This is a genomic window from Streptococcus oralis subsp. oralis (assembly GCF_002096595.1).
Classification (GTDB): domain Bacteria; phylum Bacillota; class Bacilli; order Lactobacillales; family Streptococcaceae; genus Streptococcus; species Streptococcus oralis_D.
On the sequence record NZ_NCUR01000008.1, the window covers coordinates 44,766 to 60,621 of the forward strand.

15 protein-coding genes are annotated in these 15,856 nt (G+C 41.5%); 1 reads left to right on the forward strand and 14 read right to left on the reverse strand.

The window, feature by feature from the left end; translation table 11 throughout:
- Window positions 1-79: 79 nt before the first annotated feature.
- The 4 genes from B7714_RS01280 to B7714_RS01300 form a co-directional block, all read right to left on the reverse strand.
- Window positions 80-1,246 carry a MalY/PatB family protein gene (locus B7714_RS01280; RefSeq protein WP_084859419.1) on the reverse strand — a complete coding sequence of 389 codons (1,167 nt, stop codon included), beginning with the start codon at window positions 1,244-1,246 and terminating at the stop codon, window positions 80-82.
- Between the two features lie 7 nt (window positions 1,247-1,253).
- Window positions 1,254-2,348, reverse strand: a complete 1,095-nt coding sequence (locus B7714_RS01285; RefSeq protein ID WP_049550524.1) for a cystathionine gamma-synthase — start codon at window positions 2,346-2,348, stop codon at window positions 1,254-1,256.
- A gap of 145 nt (window positions 2,349-2,493) precedes the next feature.
- On the reverse strand, window positions 2,494-4,452 hold the full coding sequence (locus B7714_RS01290; protein ID WP_084859420.1) for a peptide ABC transporter substrate-binding protein: 1,959 nt from the start codon (window positions 4,450-4,452) through the stop codon (window positions 2,494-2,496).
- A 201-nt stretch (window positions 4,453-4,653) separates the two neighbouring features.
- Window positions 4,654-6,276: a putative polysaccharide biosynthesis protein gene (locus tag B7714_RS01300; protein WP_084859422.1), complete on the reverse strand. Its 1,623-nt coding sequence runs from the start codon at window positions 6,274-6,276 to the stop codon at window positions 4,654-4,656.
- Window positions 6,277-6,381: 105 nt separating this feature from the next.
- Here B7714_RS01300 and B7714_RS01305 point away from each other — a divergent pair, with 105 nt between their 5' ends.
- Window positions 6,382-7,827: a UDP-N-acetylmuramoyl-L-alanyl-D-glutamate--L-lysine ligase gene (locus B7714_RS01305; RefSeq protein ID WP_084859423.1), complete on the forward strand. Its 1,446-nt coding sequence runs from the start codon at window positions 6,382-6,384 to the stop codon at window positions 7,825-7,827.
- Between the two features lie 31 nt (window positions 7,828-7,858).
- Here the strand turns inward: B7714_RS01305 and B7714_RS01310 are convergent, their stop codons facing one another.
- The 10 genes from B7714_RS01310 to B7714_RS01355 form a co-directional block, all read right to left on the reverse strand.
- Window positions 7,859-8,059 (reverse strand): CsbD family protein, encoded by a 201-nt coding sequence (locus tag B7714_RS01310; RefSeq protein WP_000051179.1) that lies wholly within the window; start codon window positions 8,057-8,059, stop codon window positions 7,859-7,861.
- 101 nt (window positions 8,060-8,160) lie between these two features.
- Window positions 8,161-8,811, reverse strand: a complete 651-nt coding sequence (locus B7714_RS01315) for a DUF1803 domain-containing protein (RefSeq protein ID WP_084859424.1) — start codon at window positions 8,809-8,811, stop codon at window positions 8,161-8,163.
- Window positions 8,795-9,307: a YiiX/YebB-like N1pC/P60 family cysteine hydrolase gene (locus B7714_RS01320; protein ID WP_084859425.1), complete on the reverse strand. Its 513-nt coding sequence runs from the start codon at window positions 9,305-9,307 to the stop codon at window positions 8,795-8,797. The genes B7714_RS01315 and B7714_RS01320 overlap by 17 nt, the downstream gene beginning before the upstream one ends.
- Window positions 9,308-9,392: 85 nt before the next feature.
- Window positions 9,393-10,328: a manganese-dependent inorganic pyrophosphatase gene (locus B7714_RS01325; protein WP_084859426.1), complete on the reverse strand. Its 936-nt coding sequence runs from the start codon at window positions 10,326-10,328 to the stop codon at window positions 9,393-9,395.
- An 85-nt stretch (window positions 10,329-10,413) separates the two neighbouring features.
- Window positions 10,414-10,698 carry a GIY-YIG nuclease family protein gene (locus B7714_RS01330; RefSeq protein WP_084859427.1) on the reverse strand — a complete coding sequence of 95 codons (285 nt, stop codon included), beginning with the start codon at window positions 10,696-10,698 and terminating at the stop codon, window positions 10,414-10,416.
- Window positions 10,688-11,437, reverse strand: coding sequence for a tRNA1(Val) (adenine(37)-N6)-methyltransferase (locus tag B7714_RS01335; RefSeq protein ID WP_084859428.1), 750 nt, complete (start codon window positions 11,435-11,437; stop codon window positions 10,688-10,690). Before B7714_RS01335 ends, B7714_RS01330 begins: the two co-directional genes overlap by 11 nt.
- Before the next feature lie 53 nt (window positions 11,438-11,490).
- Window positions 11,491-11,850, reverse strand: a complete 360-nt coding sequence (locus B7714_RS01340) for a S1 RNA-binding domain-containing protein (RefSeq protein ID WP_000689619.1) — start codon at window positions 11,848-11,850, stop codon at window positions 11,491-11,493.
- A gap of 1 nt (window position 11,851) precedes the next feature.
- Window positions 11,852-13,252 (reverse strand): bifunctional Cof-type HAD-IIB family hydrolase/peptidylprolyl isomerase, encoded by a 1,401-nt coding sequence (locus B7714_RS01345; RefSeq protein ID WP_084859429.1) that lies wholly within the window; start codon window positions 13,250-13,252, stop codon window positions 11,852-11,854.
- A 122-nt stretch (window positions 13,253-13,374) separates the two neighbouring features.
- A complete protein-coding gene (locus B7714_RS01350) occupies window positions 13,375-14,478 on the reverse strand; it encodes a family 8 glycosyl hydrolase (RefSeq protein ID WP_084859430.1) in 1,104 nt (367 codons plus the stop codon).
- 8 nt (window positions 14,479-14,486) lie between these two features.
- The gene (locus B7714_RS01355; protein WP_000625493.1) at window positions 14,487-15,797 is read right to left on the reverse strand and encodes a glycosyltransferase family 2 protein; all 1,311 of its coding nucleotides are present in this window, start codon (window positions 15,795-15,797) and stop codon (window positions 14,487-14,489) included.
- Between the last annotated feature and the right edge of the window lie 59 nt (window positions 15,798-15,856).

Here is a 15,856-nt window from a genome sequence, read left to right on the forward strand (position 1 = left end):
TCTTATCTTTTCATTATACCACATTTTCCCCTACGAAAATAGCCTTCTAGTAAGACTTTTCTCCTAGAAGGCTGGATTTTTAAAGTGTAGCAAAAGTGATCACGATGCGTTGGCAAACCTCTTCCAGTACGGACTTCGGCATAGCTACATTGAGGCGGGCATGAAGAGTTCCCTCCTCCCCAAAGTCCAAACCTCGGTTCAAGATAACCTTGGCTTCATTCTTCAAAAGCTCTTGCAAGCGGTCATCCGTTAGATCATAGGCTGAAAAATCAAGCCAGATCAAGTAGGTACCTTGTGGTTTCATGACCTTAATCTTGGTTTCGTTGCCCAAAATATCCACTACATAGTTAATGTGGTCCTCGATGACTTCTTTTAACTCTCCTAACCAGTCCTTACCATAACGGTAGGCAGCTTCTGTCGCCAAATACCCCAAGCCTGAGATTTCATGCTGGTTATTGGCCAACTGGCGTTTTTGGAAAGCCACACAAAGCTTTGGATTTTCAATAACTGCATAGGAATTCTTGGTCCCAGCAATATTAAAGGTCTTAGTGGCACTACTCAAGATAAGGGCAAAGTCTTTAAAAGCTGGATCAATGGTGTTGAATGACTGGTGTTTGTGACCAAAGAGGGCCAAATCTTGGTGAATTTCATCCGAAACCAACAATACACCATGTTTTTGGCAGAGAGTTCCAATCTTTTCCAATACTTCCTTTTCCCAAACACGGCCCCCAGGATTATGGGGATTGCAAAGGATATAAAGCTTCACATCCTCTTCCACCAATTCCTTCTCCAACTGGTCAAAGTCAATCTCAAACAGCCCATCCTTTTCCACCAAAGAATTGGTAATCAATCTGCGATTGTTCAGTTTGACACTGCGGGCAAAAGGTGGATAGACCGGTGTGTTAATCAGAACCGCCTCTCCTTCTTTTGTAAAGGCTTGAATAGCTGTTGAAATAGCTGGTACCACTCCCTCGATAAAGACGAGGGCATCCTTGTCAAAGTGATACCCGTGTTGACTGGCTTCCCAGTCCTGAACCGACTCAATCAAAGCATCACTAGCATAGGTATAGCCATAGACCAACTGATCTGCGTAGGCTTGTACAGCTTGTCGAACTTCAGGCAAAACCACAAAGTCCATATCTGCTATCCAGGCTGGTAGAACTTCGCGATCAGCTTCTGATTCTTTCCATTTATAGGTATGGTGCCCAAAACGATTGGGCAGGCTTGTAAAATCATATTTTCCCATATCTATCTTATCCTTCCAAAGCTTGGCGCAAGTCCGCAATCAAATCTCTAGCATCTTCAATCCCAATTGACAAGCGCAAGAGGTCATCTGTTAAGCCATAGGAATGGCGCACTTCTGCTGGAATATCCGCATGGGTTTGAGTCGTCGGATAGGTGATCAGACTCTCTACCCCACCCAAACTTTCCGCAAATGAGAAGACTTTGAGGCTATTTAAAATATGAGGAATACGTTTTTCATCCACTACTTTAAAGGAAATCATGCCTCCACGTCCAGTATAGAGCACTTCCTTGACAGCAGGTGAATCCTTCAAAAAGGCAACCACTTCTTGGGCATTGGCTGTAGAACGCTCCATACGAAGAGGTAGAGTTTTAAGGCCACGAATCAACTGATAACTATCAAATGGTGACAAGACCGCACCTGTCGTATTCAAATTGTAGAACAGTTGCTCATATAGTTCTAAACTATTAGTCACAACGACCCCAGCCAAGACATCATTGTGCCCTGCTAGATACTTGGTGGCAGAATGAAGAACGATATCCGCACCATCTTCAATCGGACGTTGGTAAATCGGACTGTAGAAGGTATTGTCCACCACTACCTTGGCACCCTTGGCATGAGCTAGTTTGGCTAGTTTGGCAATATCAAATTCCAACATCAAGGGATTGGTTGGTGTTTCAATATAGAGAACATCCACATCTTTCTCCAACTCAGCAATCAACTCTTCTTCTGTATTGGCATAGGTAAAATGGAAACGGCCTTCTTGCTCGACTTGATTGAACCAACGGAAAGAACCCCCATACAGATCACGAACAGCCAAGACTTTACTTCCTACTGGAAAAACACTAAAGGCCAGTACAATCGCAGCCATTCCTGAGCTTGTCGCTAGGGCATAGTCCGCTGATTCAATAGCCGCCAAAACCTCCTCCGCCTTACTGCGAGTTGGGTTTTTGGTACGAGTATAGTCAAATCCCGTAGACTGACCGAACTCTGGATGCTGATAAGTTGTTGAAAAATGAAGCGGCGTTACCAAGGCACCTGTCGCCTTATCTGACTTGATCCCCGCCTGGGCCAAAATTGTGTTGATGTGTAGTTCTTTGCTCATACAATACCTCCAAATCTATAGTAACTATTGTACCACTTATTTTTACTAACTCATTTTCTTGTTTTCAAGAGCTAGTTATAGTTTCAAACTATATAAAAACGATAGTTCCTTGAGAAACTATCGTTTTTCCTGTTGAATAGACTGGTTATTTAACGTGTTTTGCCAGTTCTTCTTGGGCTTTTTTATTTGATTCTTCTTTTTCTTTCAGCCATTTTTCTTTAGCTTTTTCATACTCATCAGCCGTTACAGTCTTATCTTGTAACTTGAGATACTTGTATGATTCGACACCCTTATTTCCAGCTTGTGAGAATGGTGATGAGAATGGAACTGTCTTTCTCAAGGTCGGTGTTCCACCCTGAGAAACGTTTGGAATAGCAAGGGCGCTATCAACGAGCCAAGCTTGAATTTCAGCATATTTTTCATAACGTTTTGCTGGATCTTGCTCCTTGTTCGCTTCTTCTAACATTTGAGTGTAAGTATCCAGTCCAACTGCCTTAGCCTTGTCATTGACCTCACCTGGTTCTAGACCAATGTTTTGCAACATACCACCGTTATTGACATTTAAGATATCAAGATAACTTGATGGATCCAAGTAGTCCGCACTCCAACCGCCATTATAGATATCAAAGTCTTTTTGAGCTGCAGTTTGAGCTAGGTAGCTAGAGTTGTCAAAGTCATCTGTTGATAGCTGTTGGATATCGATAACCACATTCTCAGCTCCTAGAACAGATTCGATGGATTGTTTCAAAGAACTTGCTTCAAGTACACCTTTTTTAGCTGATTGGTCTACAGATACATCCAAGTGGATTGGGAATTGCACACCCTTAGCTTCCAATTCTTTCTTAGCTTCTGCAAATTTAGCTTTAGCCTTGTCAGGATTGTAGTATGGGTCTTGCGCATCTGCAAAGTTGATTCCTTGCCATTCTTGGCCATAGTTGACCATCTTTTCTGAAACAACATCGCCAAAGTCTTTTCCGTTGATACTTACAAATGTTGGAGGCACCACTAAGTTACGAATAATCTTCGTTGCTCCGTCCTCCCCTTGAGATTGTGCTCCATAGGCTGTACGGTTATAAGCATAGTTGAAGGCTTGACGGAAGTTTTTATTCAGAACTGCTTCTTGGGTTGATTTCTTTTCGATATCTGAGGACTTAGAAGTGAAGTTATAAGATTTTCTGTCCAAGTTGAAGTTCAAGTAATAAGAAGTTGCATTTTGCATACTATAGATGATGTTATCCTTGTTCTTCTCTTTAATGCCTTCAAAGCTTGAGCTATTTGGGTAGAGAAGTGCGTAGCTGTAGACTCCTTCTACGAAGTTACGAGCTAGGGCATCCTGGTCACTACCGTCATAGTAAGTCAATTTCACATCGTCCACAAAGACATTTTTAGCATCCCAGTAATTTGGATTTTTCTTGTATTCGATAACAGATTTTGAAACAAAAGATTTCATCAAGAAAGGTCCACTGTACAAAATGCTAGAAGGATCTACCTTACCAAAATCATCCCCTTTTGATTTCAGGAAGTCTGCATTGACAGGGAAGAGAATGGTTGAAGTTGTTTTAGAATTCCAATAAGGTTCTGGACGTGTCAAAGTATACTGAACTGTTTGGTCATCAATAGCCTTAACACCGACTGTTGAAAAGTCAGTTGTTTTCCCGTTGATATAGTCATCCAAACCTGCTACAGAGTCTTGAACCAGGTACAAGGCTTCGGATTTTTTATCAGCAGCATATTTCAAACCTGTCACAAAGTCTTGGGCCGTTACAGGGGCATATTCTTCACCCTCATAAGTATACCATTTTGCATCCTTACGCAATTTGTAAGTATAGGTCAAACCGTCCTGAGAAACAGTCCAATCCTCTGCCAATGATGGAACATAGTTACCATATTGGTCATTTTCCATCAACCCATCCACCAAATTGGTCACGATGTCGTTGGTTGTTGCACGGTTTTCAGCAAGATAGTTCAAACTAGATGGATCGCTCGAATAAACATAGTTATATGTTTTAGAAGCGCTATTTGAATTTCCACATGCGCTCAGTAAGATACCTGCGCTTAACACGACACTTGCAAGTGTCAGATACTTGGCCTTAGACTTTTTCATTTCCAGAACCTCCTGTTTAAAAGTTTTGTCTTATTATACAGCTTTAGTTTTATTTAGTCAAGTGATTTCTGAAGAAAAACTTAAAAAAGCATATTTTTTGCTCTTAATTTTAGAAAAAGTTCTCTTTTTTAAGAAAACGAACTATAAAAAACCTTTCTTTTAAAGAAAGGTTAAATTCATTACTTTTATTTATAAATCTTTTTACGATATTTTCAATCGTGTACGTAGTCGGTCTGCTTGAGCTTTGCCAATTATCTTGTCTAATAGTCGTGTCCGTAGGCTCATCAAACCATACAGACCTCCTCCAAGCCCTCCGATGAGAGCCACATAAAGGAAACTCCAGAAACGTCCACTTGGTTGGAAGATAAAACCGATTAGCCACTGCAAAAAGCCAACCAAGATAAACATAACAAGGGTCAAGATGGTAATCAAAATGGTTCGCTTCAAGATTATCTTTCGACGAGCACCCGTTACCTGGCAGATGTCTCGGTACATCAAGACATTCGGAATGATTAAGCCTATAGTCGTTGAAATCAAAGGACCGTAGCTGTGGAAAATAGCAATGGTTGGCAATTGCAAGACGAGCTTAGCAATGGAACCATAGATAAAGTAAAGAACTGCCTTGCGGTTGCGGAACATGGCCTGAAGCATAGGAGACAAGACCATATACAAGCCTAGGATAGTAGACTGTAAAACTGCAAAGACAAATAAGCCCATGGCCAGACTATCTGGCTTACCGTAAAAGACTGTATAAAGAGGCTCCCCTACCATGACCACTCCAACCGTTGCCGGCAGTAGAAATAAGAAAAGCATAGTGAGGCTATCTTGAACTAGGCGAGCCGCCGCCTGCAAGTCGCCTTTTACATAGTTTTCCGTCAACAGCGGCAAACCGACACTCCCAATCGAAACTCCCACAGAGATTAAAATCATGGTAATTTTATTCGGATTGGCAGAAAAATAAGAAAACATGACAACCAAGTCTTCATTGCTATAGTTGGTAAACCACTTCATACTATTGATAAAGGTCATTTGGTCTAAAATCTGGAAGAGCTGAATGGCTGATCCTGTTAGGATAAAGGGAATGGCTTCCTTGATAGTATCGACTAAGAGTCGCTTACTATTGATCTTATCCCGTGTTTCAAAGACTCTTTTGAGCAAACCTTCTTGGGCAAGGAAGTAGATCAAAACTGCAAAACTTGCCACCATCCCCACAAAGGCCGCAAAGGTCGATTGGGTAACGGCTGATAGGTAGTCACCAGAACCCATCTTCATAATGAAGAAGGTTGCCATCAACATCCAGATAACACGGATCACCTGCTCAGCGATTTGACTCATAGCATAGGGTTTCAGATTGTTCATCCCTTGGAAGAAGCCCCGGATGACACTCATAGATGGGAAAATCAAGACCGCCCAAGCCAAACTCTGCATGATGGGAATCAGGTCTTTCCCCACACCTGACAAATCTGCTAACCAGGGAGAAAAGAGATACAAGACCAAGGCAAAGACCAGTCCCAAGCCAGTCATAAAGCCTAGGAAACTCCGAATCAAGGCAAAGCTGTGCTCTTCTTCCCGCATGGTATTGTATTTAGCCACTTGTTTTGCGACCGCAACTGGGATACCCGCTGTTGAAATCAGCAAGAACCAAGCATAAATATTATACCCCATGGTAAAGAGTCCATTTGCCTTAGCAGCATAGGTTCCCATCCAGATATACCAGGGAATAATGTAGATAGCACCAAGGAGGCGACTAATAAAGTTACTAGCTGTTAGCCAAGCAGTCCCTCGCAACATCTGGGCTTGCTGGTGATTGTTTTCGTTAGACATAGCTTCCTCATTCAATTTTGATAACTAGGAAAAGTTCCTTATCTTCCATTATAAACTTTTCCTTGTTACTTGTAAAATTCGGGCTTGAAGTTTATAATAGAAAGTATGATTAAGATTGAAACCGTATTAGATATTTTAAAGAAAGATGGCCTTTTTCGTGAGATTATTGACCAAGGTCATTACCACTACAACTACAGTGAAGTTGTTTTTGACAGCATCAGTTATGACAGCAGAAAAGTAAAAGAAAGGACTCTTTTTTTTGCAAAAGGTGCTGCCTTTAAAAAAGAATACCTCCTATCCGCTATAACGCAAGGATTAGCTTGGTATGTCGCAGAAAAGGACTACGAAGTCGGTATCCCCGTCATCATTGTGAACGATATCAAAAAAGCCATGAGTTTGATTGCTATGGAATTTTACGGCAATCCACAAGAGAAACTCAAAATTCTCGCTTTTACAGGGACAAAAGGAAAGACAACAGCTGCTTACTTTGCTTACCACATCCTATCTCAACGCTACCCAACAGCCCTCTTGTCAACTATGAACACAACTCTGGATGGCGAGACCTTCTTTAAATCTTCCTTCTCAACGCCTGAAAATATCGATCTTTTCGACATGATGGCTCAGGCTGTTAAGAATGGAAGAACCCATCTTGTAATGGAAGTCTCTAGTCAAGCCTATCTTGTTCATCGAGTCTATGGCCTGACCTTTGATGTAGGTGTCTTTCTTAACATCACTCCTGACCATATCGGTCCGATTGAGCATCCTAGCTTTGAAGATTACTTCTACCACAAACGTCTCTTGATAGAAAATAGCCGAGCAGTTGTCGTTAACAGCGATATGGATCACTTTTCTGTACTGAAAGAACAAGTTGAACATCAAGAGCATGATTTCTACGGTAGTCAGTCGAGCAACCAAATCGAGAATTCCAAAGCCTTTAGCTTTTCAGCTACAGGTAAACTCGCTGGTGATTATGATATCCAACTCATCGGTCACTTCAATCAAGAAAATGCAGTCGCTGCAGGACTTGCCTGCCTTCGTCTAGGTGCTAGTCTGGAGGACATCAAAAAAGGAATTGCTGCAACCCGGGTCCCTGGACGTATGGAAGTCCTCACACAGAAAAATGGAGCCAAGGTCTTCATCGACTACGCCCACAACGGGGACAGTCTGAAGAAACTCATCAATGTGGTTGAAACCCATCAAACTGGAAAAATTGCTCTGGTTCTCGGTTCGACTGGAAACAAGGGTGAAAGTCGTCGCAAGGACTTCGGACTCCTTCTCAATCAACATCCTGAGATTCAAGTCTTTCTCACCGCTGATGATCCCAACTATGAAGATCCAATGACCATTGCAGATGAAATCAACAGCTACATCAGTCATCCTGTTGAAAAGATTGCCGATCGTGAAGAAGCCATCAAGGCGGCGATGGCCATCACAAATCAAGAACTCGATGCTGTGATTATTGCAGGCAAGGGAGCTGATTGCTACCAAATCGTCCAAGGAAAGAAAGAAGACTATCCTGGAGACGCAGCCATCGCAGAACGTTATCTATAAAAAAATCAAGGGAAACATTCCCTTGATTTTTTTAGTCTTCTTTCTTAAATGAATTTTTAAGACCTTCAACGGCACCTTCTACAGCACCTTTAGCATCTTCAACAACTTCTTTTGCTTTGGCAACTGTTTTTTCTACAGTACCTTCTGCTTCTGTCTTGCTATCGCCAGTAACTTTACCAAATCCTTCTTTGATAGCACCAGTTGCTTGATCCAATTTATTTTCAAGTGACATATCTCTGTCTCCTTTGCTTTTAATACGATAAACGTTATCGCTTACATTCAGTTTATGCTTATTCTTTTGCAAAGTCAAGCAATCTGCTCAAAATGAAGCAATTAAAGTAAATAGAAAGTCAACCGTTCCTTGTCGAAATCAACAACCAACTCATACTTTCCAGCTTCATTTTGAACAATATAGCCTAGAACGACTAAACTGTCCACAAAGATATCACGACGTTTCTGAATTAATTGATCTTTTTTGAGAAATTTAAGTAAAAAAGTCGTCATATATTTGAGAGCATACTCAGGATTGACATCTCCTAAAATAGCATAAAGTTCCTGCTGTTTTTCCGTCAAAGGATACTGTTGTTTGACCTTGTAGAAATAATTGGATATGGTCATCTTTTCTCTTGCAAAGTCCGTACGTTCGACTAAAATGGCGGCATTGGTTTGATTGCGCAATTCTGTCTCAAAAGTCTTCTTCAGCAAGGCTTGATAGACTGGGCTATCCTCTCTGACAAAAATTTCTTGGTCAAGGGCCAGACCGTCTATTGATTCTAGAAAAGGGAGATTGAGGGAATAGCGTTTGTTTTCCCTTAAGATCAAACCTGCCTTTATATACTCTTCCACGAGTTTATCAACTGCCACATCTGGAAACTGAGCCTTGATTTCTCGTAGAATCACATCGTCGTGCTGGTCCAGATAGTTCACCAAATCTATAAAAAATGGCTGTCGAGTCAAACGGGAGGGATTAAAAATCTGAATCATGAAGATTCCTTTCTTTACATTCTAAAAGAGGAGATGCTGCCAACTGACTGGGATTGGTCCCTGGTTGATTCAGAGGCACAGGAAGTTCGAGCTTCTGGTAATACTCTCTCCAAAAATCACTAATCTCCTGCTTCCCATCCCCAAATTTCATCGGTACGCTTTCAAAAATCGGTAGGATTTCAGCGATGTACTGGGAGCAGTAAAAGCCAGATCCATCTGGATAAAAAGAGGCATTATAGGGTTCACCTAAATATTTGCTTGCTCTTTCCTTTACCAAGTCAGCTTCCAGCTCTGGATAAACATAAAGATCGTAGAGATGAGTCGGTTCAAAAAATTCAGTCGGTTCTTGACAGATGACACCTACTTGCCCACTAGCATGATAGATCAAACCATCCAAAAAGATGGCTACATGACTATAGTTCCCAGTAGAAGCCTGGATGGCCTGCCCCATATCTGAAAGGTCCTTCACAAAAATCAAATCACCATTTTCTAACATCTTTCTCTCCTAGAAAAAAAGGAGCCGAAACCCCTTTAGCTATAAGGAAACCAACGTTTCCACATTTCAACTATCACTCAGACTATTAGCTATTAAAGCTTTCAGTCAACTGAGGCACCACTTGTTTCTTACGTGAAACGGCACCTGGAAGGAAAGCGTGGTTGTTTTCAAGTTTGAAGTTGAAGGCAGCTTCGACCTTGTTCATGTTTGATCCAAGAGCAAGGATTTCTGAGTTTGAGTTGACGATGTCTGTAATCATCAAGACAAAGTCAGAGTAGCCGTTTGCTGCATTAGCCGCTTGCATTGCTGCTTCGATTTCAGCTTGGCGTTCCAAAACTTCAGCAATATCAACTGTGTTAACCTGAGCAACACGAACCTTATTTCCGTTGAGTTCAAATGTCTTAGCATCGATGTCGATCAATTCTTCAGCAGATTTGCTAGCTAAGTTTGTACCAGCCTTCAACATTGCAAGACCGTACTCTTCCAAGTTAACGCCTGCTAATTCTGCCAATTCAGGAGCAATGACTTTATCAGATGGGTGAGTTGTTGGTGATTTCAAAAGAAGAGTATCTGAAATCAAACCTGAAAGCATCAATCCTGCGATTTCTTTAGGAACTGCCACACCATGTTCTTTGAACATGCGGTAAACGATAGATGAAGCTGATCCAACTGGTTCCAAACGCATGTAAAGTGGGCTTGCAGTTTCAAAGTTAGCCACACGGTGGTGGTCCACAACACCGTAAACTTCTACTTCAGCGATATCTGACACTGATTGTTGGAATTCATTGTGGTCAGTCAAAATGACTTGCTCTGCACCTTCTGCTTTAGCAGATGTGATGACGCGTGGTGCTTCTACACCAAAATAGTTCAAAACGAAGGCTGTTTCTTCATTAGGAGTTCCAAGTGCTACTGCTTCTGTGTCCAATCCATACGCCTCTTTTGCAAGATAAGCAAAGGCTACAGATGACCCGATGGCATCTGAGTCTGGATTTTGGTGACCAAATACTAGAATCTTAGACATGATAATACCTCTTTAAATTTATTCATCTTATTTTAGCACTTTTTTCCTCTTTTTACAAAAGTAAGAGGAGCCAAAAGACTCCTCGTTAGACATCAATATGGTTGACTAGATTTTTCTCTTGATTTTCGGATAAAAATCGTTCTTTCTGTGGACGTTTCTTGCGTTTGAGGAGAGCTTCGGCAGACATGGCTTCTTTCTTACTGGCAAAACCCTCTACATAGATGAGTTTGACTGGCAAGCGAGCTCGGGTATACTTGGCTCCCTTACCACTATTATGAGCGACAAGGCGCCTCTTCACATCCGTTGTATAGCCCGTATAATAAGAACCGTCGCGACACTCCAACACATACATATAGGCCTTATGATCCATAGTAAATCTCTTGAATTTCTGGTGTATAGGAACCATCATCATTATGAACGATGAGAGGTGGTAAGACCTTGAAGCCACTAGTCGAGCCATCCTTGATAGCTTCGATTAAGAGCATATTGGCCTCCTTCTCTCGTTTAGGATAGACAAATTGCAGACGCTTGGGTGCCAAATTGTGGCGTTGAAGCATATCTAAGATATCCAAGAGCCGATCAGGACGATGGACCATGGCCAAACGGCCATTAGACTTGAGAATACTCTGAGCACTTCGACAGATTTCCTTAAGATTAGTCGCAATTTCGTGTCTTGCTAGGAGGTAGTGTTCACTCTCGTTCAGATTGGAATGCGGATCCACCTTGAAATAAGGCGGATTACACAAAATCATATCCACCTTACTTCCCTGAATGTGGGCAGGCATATTTTTCAAATCATCACAGATGACCTGCATCTGCTCTTCCAAGCCATTCAACTGAACCGAACGCTCTGCCATATCCGCCAAGCGCTCCTGAATCTCTACAGATATTATCCGCGCCTGAGTACGTGAACTAGCAAAAAGTCCCACTGCACCATTTCCAGCACAAAAGTCCACAATTAACCCCCGTTTAGGGAAGCGAGGAAAGCGTGATAAAAGAACACTATCCACCGAATAGCTAAACACCTCTCTATTTTGGATGATCTTAATATCTGTCGAAAAGAGCTGATTGATTCGCTCTCCTGGTTTTAATAATTGTTCTTCTTTCATACTTTTATTATAACAAATGATGTTAATATTACAAATAATTTAGATAATCGTATTTACGGCTTCTTCTTTAAATGCTCAAGTGCCTCACGCGTCCAAACAGGCATCATTCGTCCAAGTGGTGCAAAACCGTGCTTGATCCGATCATTTGAAAAACGTCTCCGTCTTGGTAATTGATGCTTTTCCTCTTCCAAGGTACGTATGGAAAGACTGGCCTTTCCAGTGTATTCGTCAAAATCCACCACCTGAACTTGGACTTCATCACCAATTTTTAAAATGTCATAGATATTTTCAATAAATCCCGTCCGAATCTCCGAGATGTGAATCAGCCCTGTCACCCCTGTCTCTAACTCGACAAAGGCACCATAGGGCTGAATTCCTGTAATACGCCCAGTTAGCTTATCACCAATTTTCATTCTAGTCCTCAATTTCAATCGTTTCAATTACCACATCTTCAACTGGCTTATCCATTGCACCAGTCTCAACAGCTGCAATGGCATCCAAGACCGCAAACGATTCTGCGTCTACCAATTGCCCAAAAACAGTATGGCGACGGTCAAGGTGAGGAGTTCCACCTTGTTCTGCATAGATCTCAGCGATTGGTTCAGGCCAACCACCACGCGCAATCTCTTTCTTAGAGTACGGTAAGTGTTGGTTTTGCACGATAAAGAACTGACTTCCATTGGTATTTGGACCCGCATTAGCCATAGAAAGAGCGCCACGAACATTATAGAGTTCTTCAGAAAATTCATCTTCAAAAGAGTCGCCGTAGATTGATTCTCCACCCATACCAGTACCAGTGGGGTCTCCACCTTGAATCATAAAGTCCTTGATAATGCGGTGAAAAATCACACCATCATAGTAACCGTCTTTTGAAAGAGCAACAAAGTTGGCTACTGTTTTGGGAGCCTGTTCAGGGAAGAGCTTGATACGCAAGTCTCCGTAATTTGTCTTAATAGTCGCCAACGGACCTTCTACTGTTTCAATGTCTACTTGTGGGAAATGCAATTCTTTTTCTACCATACCAAATCCTTCTAAGGCATCAAAAATGCCATCTTCTTCTACTGTTTTTGTAATATAATCTGCTTTTTCTTTGATCTTTTCGTGGGAAACACCCATAGCAATGCTGATTCCAGCATAATCAAAGAGTTCCAAGTCATTGAGACCATCCCCAAAGACCATGACATTCTCTGGTTTCAAGTCTAGATGTTCCACCACCTTGGCTACACCAGTTGCTTTGGATCCTGAAATCGGCACGATATCAGATGAATGTTCATGCCAACGCACCATGCGAAGTTTATCCGATAAAGACTCTGGTAGGTGCAAATCAGCCCCTTTATCCTCAAAGGTCCACATCTGGTATATATCCGTTTTTTCATGGAAGTTAGGATCCACATCCAAGTTTGGATAAATCGGATCAATAGCTTCACTGATCAGTTCTGTTCGCGTGGAGAGTTTGGCGTCATGACTACCAACCAGGCCGTACTCAATTCCCTCTTCCTTCGTCCAAGAGACATACTCCTCAACATCTGACTTGTCAATCTGATGTTGATAAATCACCTTCCCTTTTTTATCTTCAATATAGGCCCCATTTAGGGTTACAAAAAAGTCAGGTTTGAGATCACGAATCTCTGGAACAACACCGAAAATACCGCGCCCAGAGGCAATTCCTATTAAAATTCCTTTTTCACGCAACTGTTTAAAGACAGTGGGAATTGTAGCTGGAATAAAACCTGTCTTTGACGTACGCAAGGTATCATCAATATCAAAAAAGACGATTTTAATCCTCTTTGCCTTGTATTTTAATTTTGCATCCATCTCTCTACCTCTTTTTTATCACTCCTTCCATTATACCATAAAGCTGATGAAATTCCTTTTTTGAAAAAAGATGAAAATCCTATCAAAAAGAGAGCCAGAAAAACTAGCCCTCTCTTTTCATCCTAGAACATCTCTAGAGCAATCATGGTAATCATCGTTGCATCATAGTAGTTGTCCAAAGGTAAATCTTGTGTGAAAATGTATTTATTTTGCTGAAGAAGTTTCAGATAGCCTTCTCCCTTGTCAGACGCGTAGGTAATCGGTGCCAAGAAACTACCTGCCTGGTATTGATTGAGGGCCGTTCCGTTCAAGTCATAGCCAGCATAAATGCGTTGCTCTTTCATAAAGAAATCCATCATCTTTTGAACGAGTTTTTGGCTTCTTTCATCCTGGCTCTGTGACAGGTGATAAGGCAAACGACAAGCATTATAAGAATAAGCCCCATCGTATTGAGATTCGATAGTGTTGGCATCAACAAGACGTGCCCCTGACTTCTCAGCCCAGATAAAGTCTGGCAAGAGACCCGTATCAGAATGAGAACTGATTTGCTCCAATTGCCCAAGCATCTTATCCTTAATGTCTAACCACTGTTTATTTCCAGTCAGGTCATAAAAAGATTGGAAATAGTGAGGAAGAGTATCAGACGTCCGCATCAAGTAATAATAATCAGAATCCTTGTTTGCCCAGTTTCCTACTGTTAAAACACCTGTCTCTTCATTGTAATTGTATTGAAGGATATCAGCCAAGATCTTTTTAGCTTGTTCTTGGTATTCCTGTGCTTTATCTGGCCACTGTTTGGCAGCTTCAATCAAAGAATAAGCGATGTAGAGATCCCCATCAGTTGCGTTCTGCTTCTCAACCGATTCGCTACCATTTGTGATTACTTGCTTCCAAGACATCAACTGCGTTCCCTCGATACGATGATTTTGGTAATAGCGATAAAGGTTATCAAAATCTGCTTGTGTTGCTTGCCCTTTTTGGGCTGCTAAAACCGTTATGAGCATGCCGTAACTTTGGGCCTCTGATAAAACTGTTGTTTCCTCAGAATCATTCGTCGTACGAACATAAGACTGATCGCCTTTTGTAACAAGAAACTGCTGGCTCCATTGGCTGTAAATTCGATTCCGCATCTCGATTTTAGTCCTTCCTCTTACTAAAAACAAGGCTAAACAAAAGATAGAAAGGATGAGCACAAACCAGACATATTTTAATTTATTCGTTTTCATAGAACCTCCTATCCTGCAAATCGCTTGGTTTTAACCCACTTGGTTTCTTTTCGTCGGAGTACCTTGTCCAGAACGATTGAAGAAATGGAATCAATGGAAACAACGATAAACATCTGTGCATAAGTGAAATAGGCAGCCAAAGCCAACCAGATTTGCTTTGTAGTAGCTTGTCCAAATTGACTTGCCAATGCTGTCATAATTTGCATCAAATAAAGACCAATCATGAGAATCCAGTTAAAGAGCATGAGCTGGGCGATGTAGATATTGTCCGCATCAAAAGCAAATGGAACCCTGACATCTGGGAAGAAAAGATTAAGGCAGATCGCTAGCACATTCGCTAGGAAAATCAAATCCGATAGGACAATGGCAAAGTTAAACCAAAAGAAAACACAAGAATAGTTAAAGACTTCTAGTTTAACGCGCCAGTTTGCTCTGCCAAATAGATGCTTAAAGTTTGAGAGAACAACTTCATAATTTCCTTTTGCCCAGCGTTTTCGTTGCATATAGTAACTCTTTAAAGTCTCAGGTTCTTGTTGGAAAGCCTCTGAGTTATAAGCAAGGGCGATCAATTTACCACTCTGCATGATTTTGAAGGAAATATCGGTATCCTCGGTTAAGGCACCATTTTTCCAACCACCGATACTCTTTACAAAGTCGGTTTGAATGATAAAGTTGGTTCCTGGGATACGCCCAATTTTAAAGAGATGCCACATCCCAACGTGGTGCACGCGCTGAGTAACAACGATTTCCTGGTTGATACAACGAGTCAAGAAATTTTGATTGGCATTTCGAGTCTTGTTGCGGCCGAAAGATGCCACATGACGTTCTGGATCCTTCATCACTTCTTTCACAAGGAAATAAAGAGCGTTCTTTTCAGGCATGGCATCTGCATCATAGACACAGATATATTCGCCTGTTGCCATCTCCAAAGCATCGTTTAGAACGCCCGCTTTTCCTCCCGTACCAGTACGATCGATAATAGTCAGATTTCTTCCTGCATATTCAGGCATGGCTTGTACTGACAAACATTCTGCATAGGTGTTATCCGAACAGTTATCCGCAAATAGAAGCAACTCCACACGGTCGTGAGGATAGTTCATATCCAAGATAGCTTTTGCCGTTTGGGCAATAACCACATCCTCATTATGAGCAGGAACAACAATGGTAACCTTAGGATAATAAGGTAGCGGCGAAGTATCTACACGAAAATCACTGTGTTTAAACCAAAAGTGTACTGCCGAAAAGAGAATTACCAAGCCCCAAGCTAGAGAAATCCAAATTGTAAGCAAGGTAAAAATCATTAACATTTGACTAATCATGATTCACCGCCTTAAAATTTTTGTTCACTCGATGGTAAAGAATATTGTATGCAATAAAT

Coding starts and splice junctions, on each gene's coding strand:
- B7714_RS01320 (WP_084859425.1), bottom strand. CDS start 9,307: ATGTTAGAAAATGGTGATTTGATTTTTGTGAAGGACCTTTCAGATATG.
- B7714_RS01290 (WP_084859420.1), bottom strand. CDS start 4,452: ATGAAAAAGTCTAAGGCCAAGTATCTGACACTTGCAAGTGTCGTGTTA.
- B7714_RS01310 (WP_000051179.1), bottom strand. CDS start 8,059: ATGTCACTTGAAAATAAATTGGATCAAGCAACTGGTGCTATCAAAGAA.
- B7714_RS01355 (WP_000625493.1), bottom strand. CDS start 15,797: ATGATTAGTCAAATGTTAATGATTTTTACCTTGCTTACAATTTGGATT.
- B7714_RS01300 (WP_084859422.1), bottom strand. CDS start 6,276: ATGTCTAACGAAAACAATCACCAGCAAGCCCAGATGTTGCGAGGGACT.
- B7714_RS01345 (WP_084859429.1), bottom strand. CDS start 13,252: ATGGATGCAAAATTAAAATACAAGGCAAAGAGGATTAAAATCGTCTTT.
- B7714_RS01285 (WP_049550524.1), bottom strand. CDS start 2,348: ATGAGCAAAGAACTACACATCAACACAATTTTGGCCCAGGCGGGGATC.
- B7714_RS01330 (WP_084859427.1), bottom strand. CDS start 10,698: ATGGATCATAAGGCCTATATGTATGTGTTGGAGTGTCGCGACGGTTCT.
- B7714_RS01335 (WP_084859428.1), bottom strand. CDS start 11,437: ATGAAAGAAGAACAATTATTAAAACCAGGAGAGCGAATCAATCAGCTC.
- B7714_RS01315 (WP_084859424.1), bottom strand. CDS start 8,811: ATGATTCAGATTTTTAATCCCTCCCGTTTGACTCGACAGCCATTTTTT.
- B7714_RS01325 (WP_084859426.1), bottom strand. CDS start 10,328: ATGTCTAAGATTCTAGTATTTGGTCACCAAAATCCAGACTCAGATGCC.
- B7714_RS01280 (WP_084859419.1), bottom strand. CDS start 1,246: ATGGGAAAATATGATTTTACAAGCCTGCCCAATCGTTTTGGGCACCAT.
- B7714_RS01340 (WP_000689619.1), bottom strand. CDS start 11,850: ATGAAAATTGGTGATAAGCTAACTGGGCGTATTACAGGAATTCAGCCC.
- B7714_RS01350 (WP_084859430.1), bottom strand. CDS start 14,478: ATGAAAACGAATAAATTAAAATATGTCTGGTTTGTGCTCATCCTTTCT.
- B7714_RS01305 (WP_084859423.1), top strand. CDS start 6,382: ATGATTAAGATTGAAACCGTATTAGATATTTTAAAGAAAGATGGCCTT.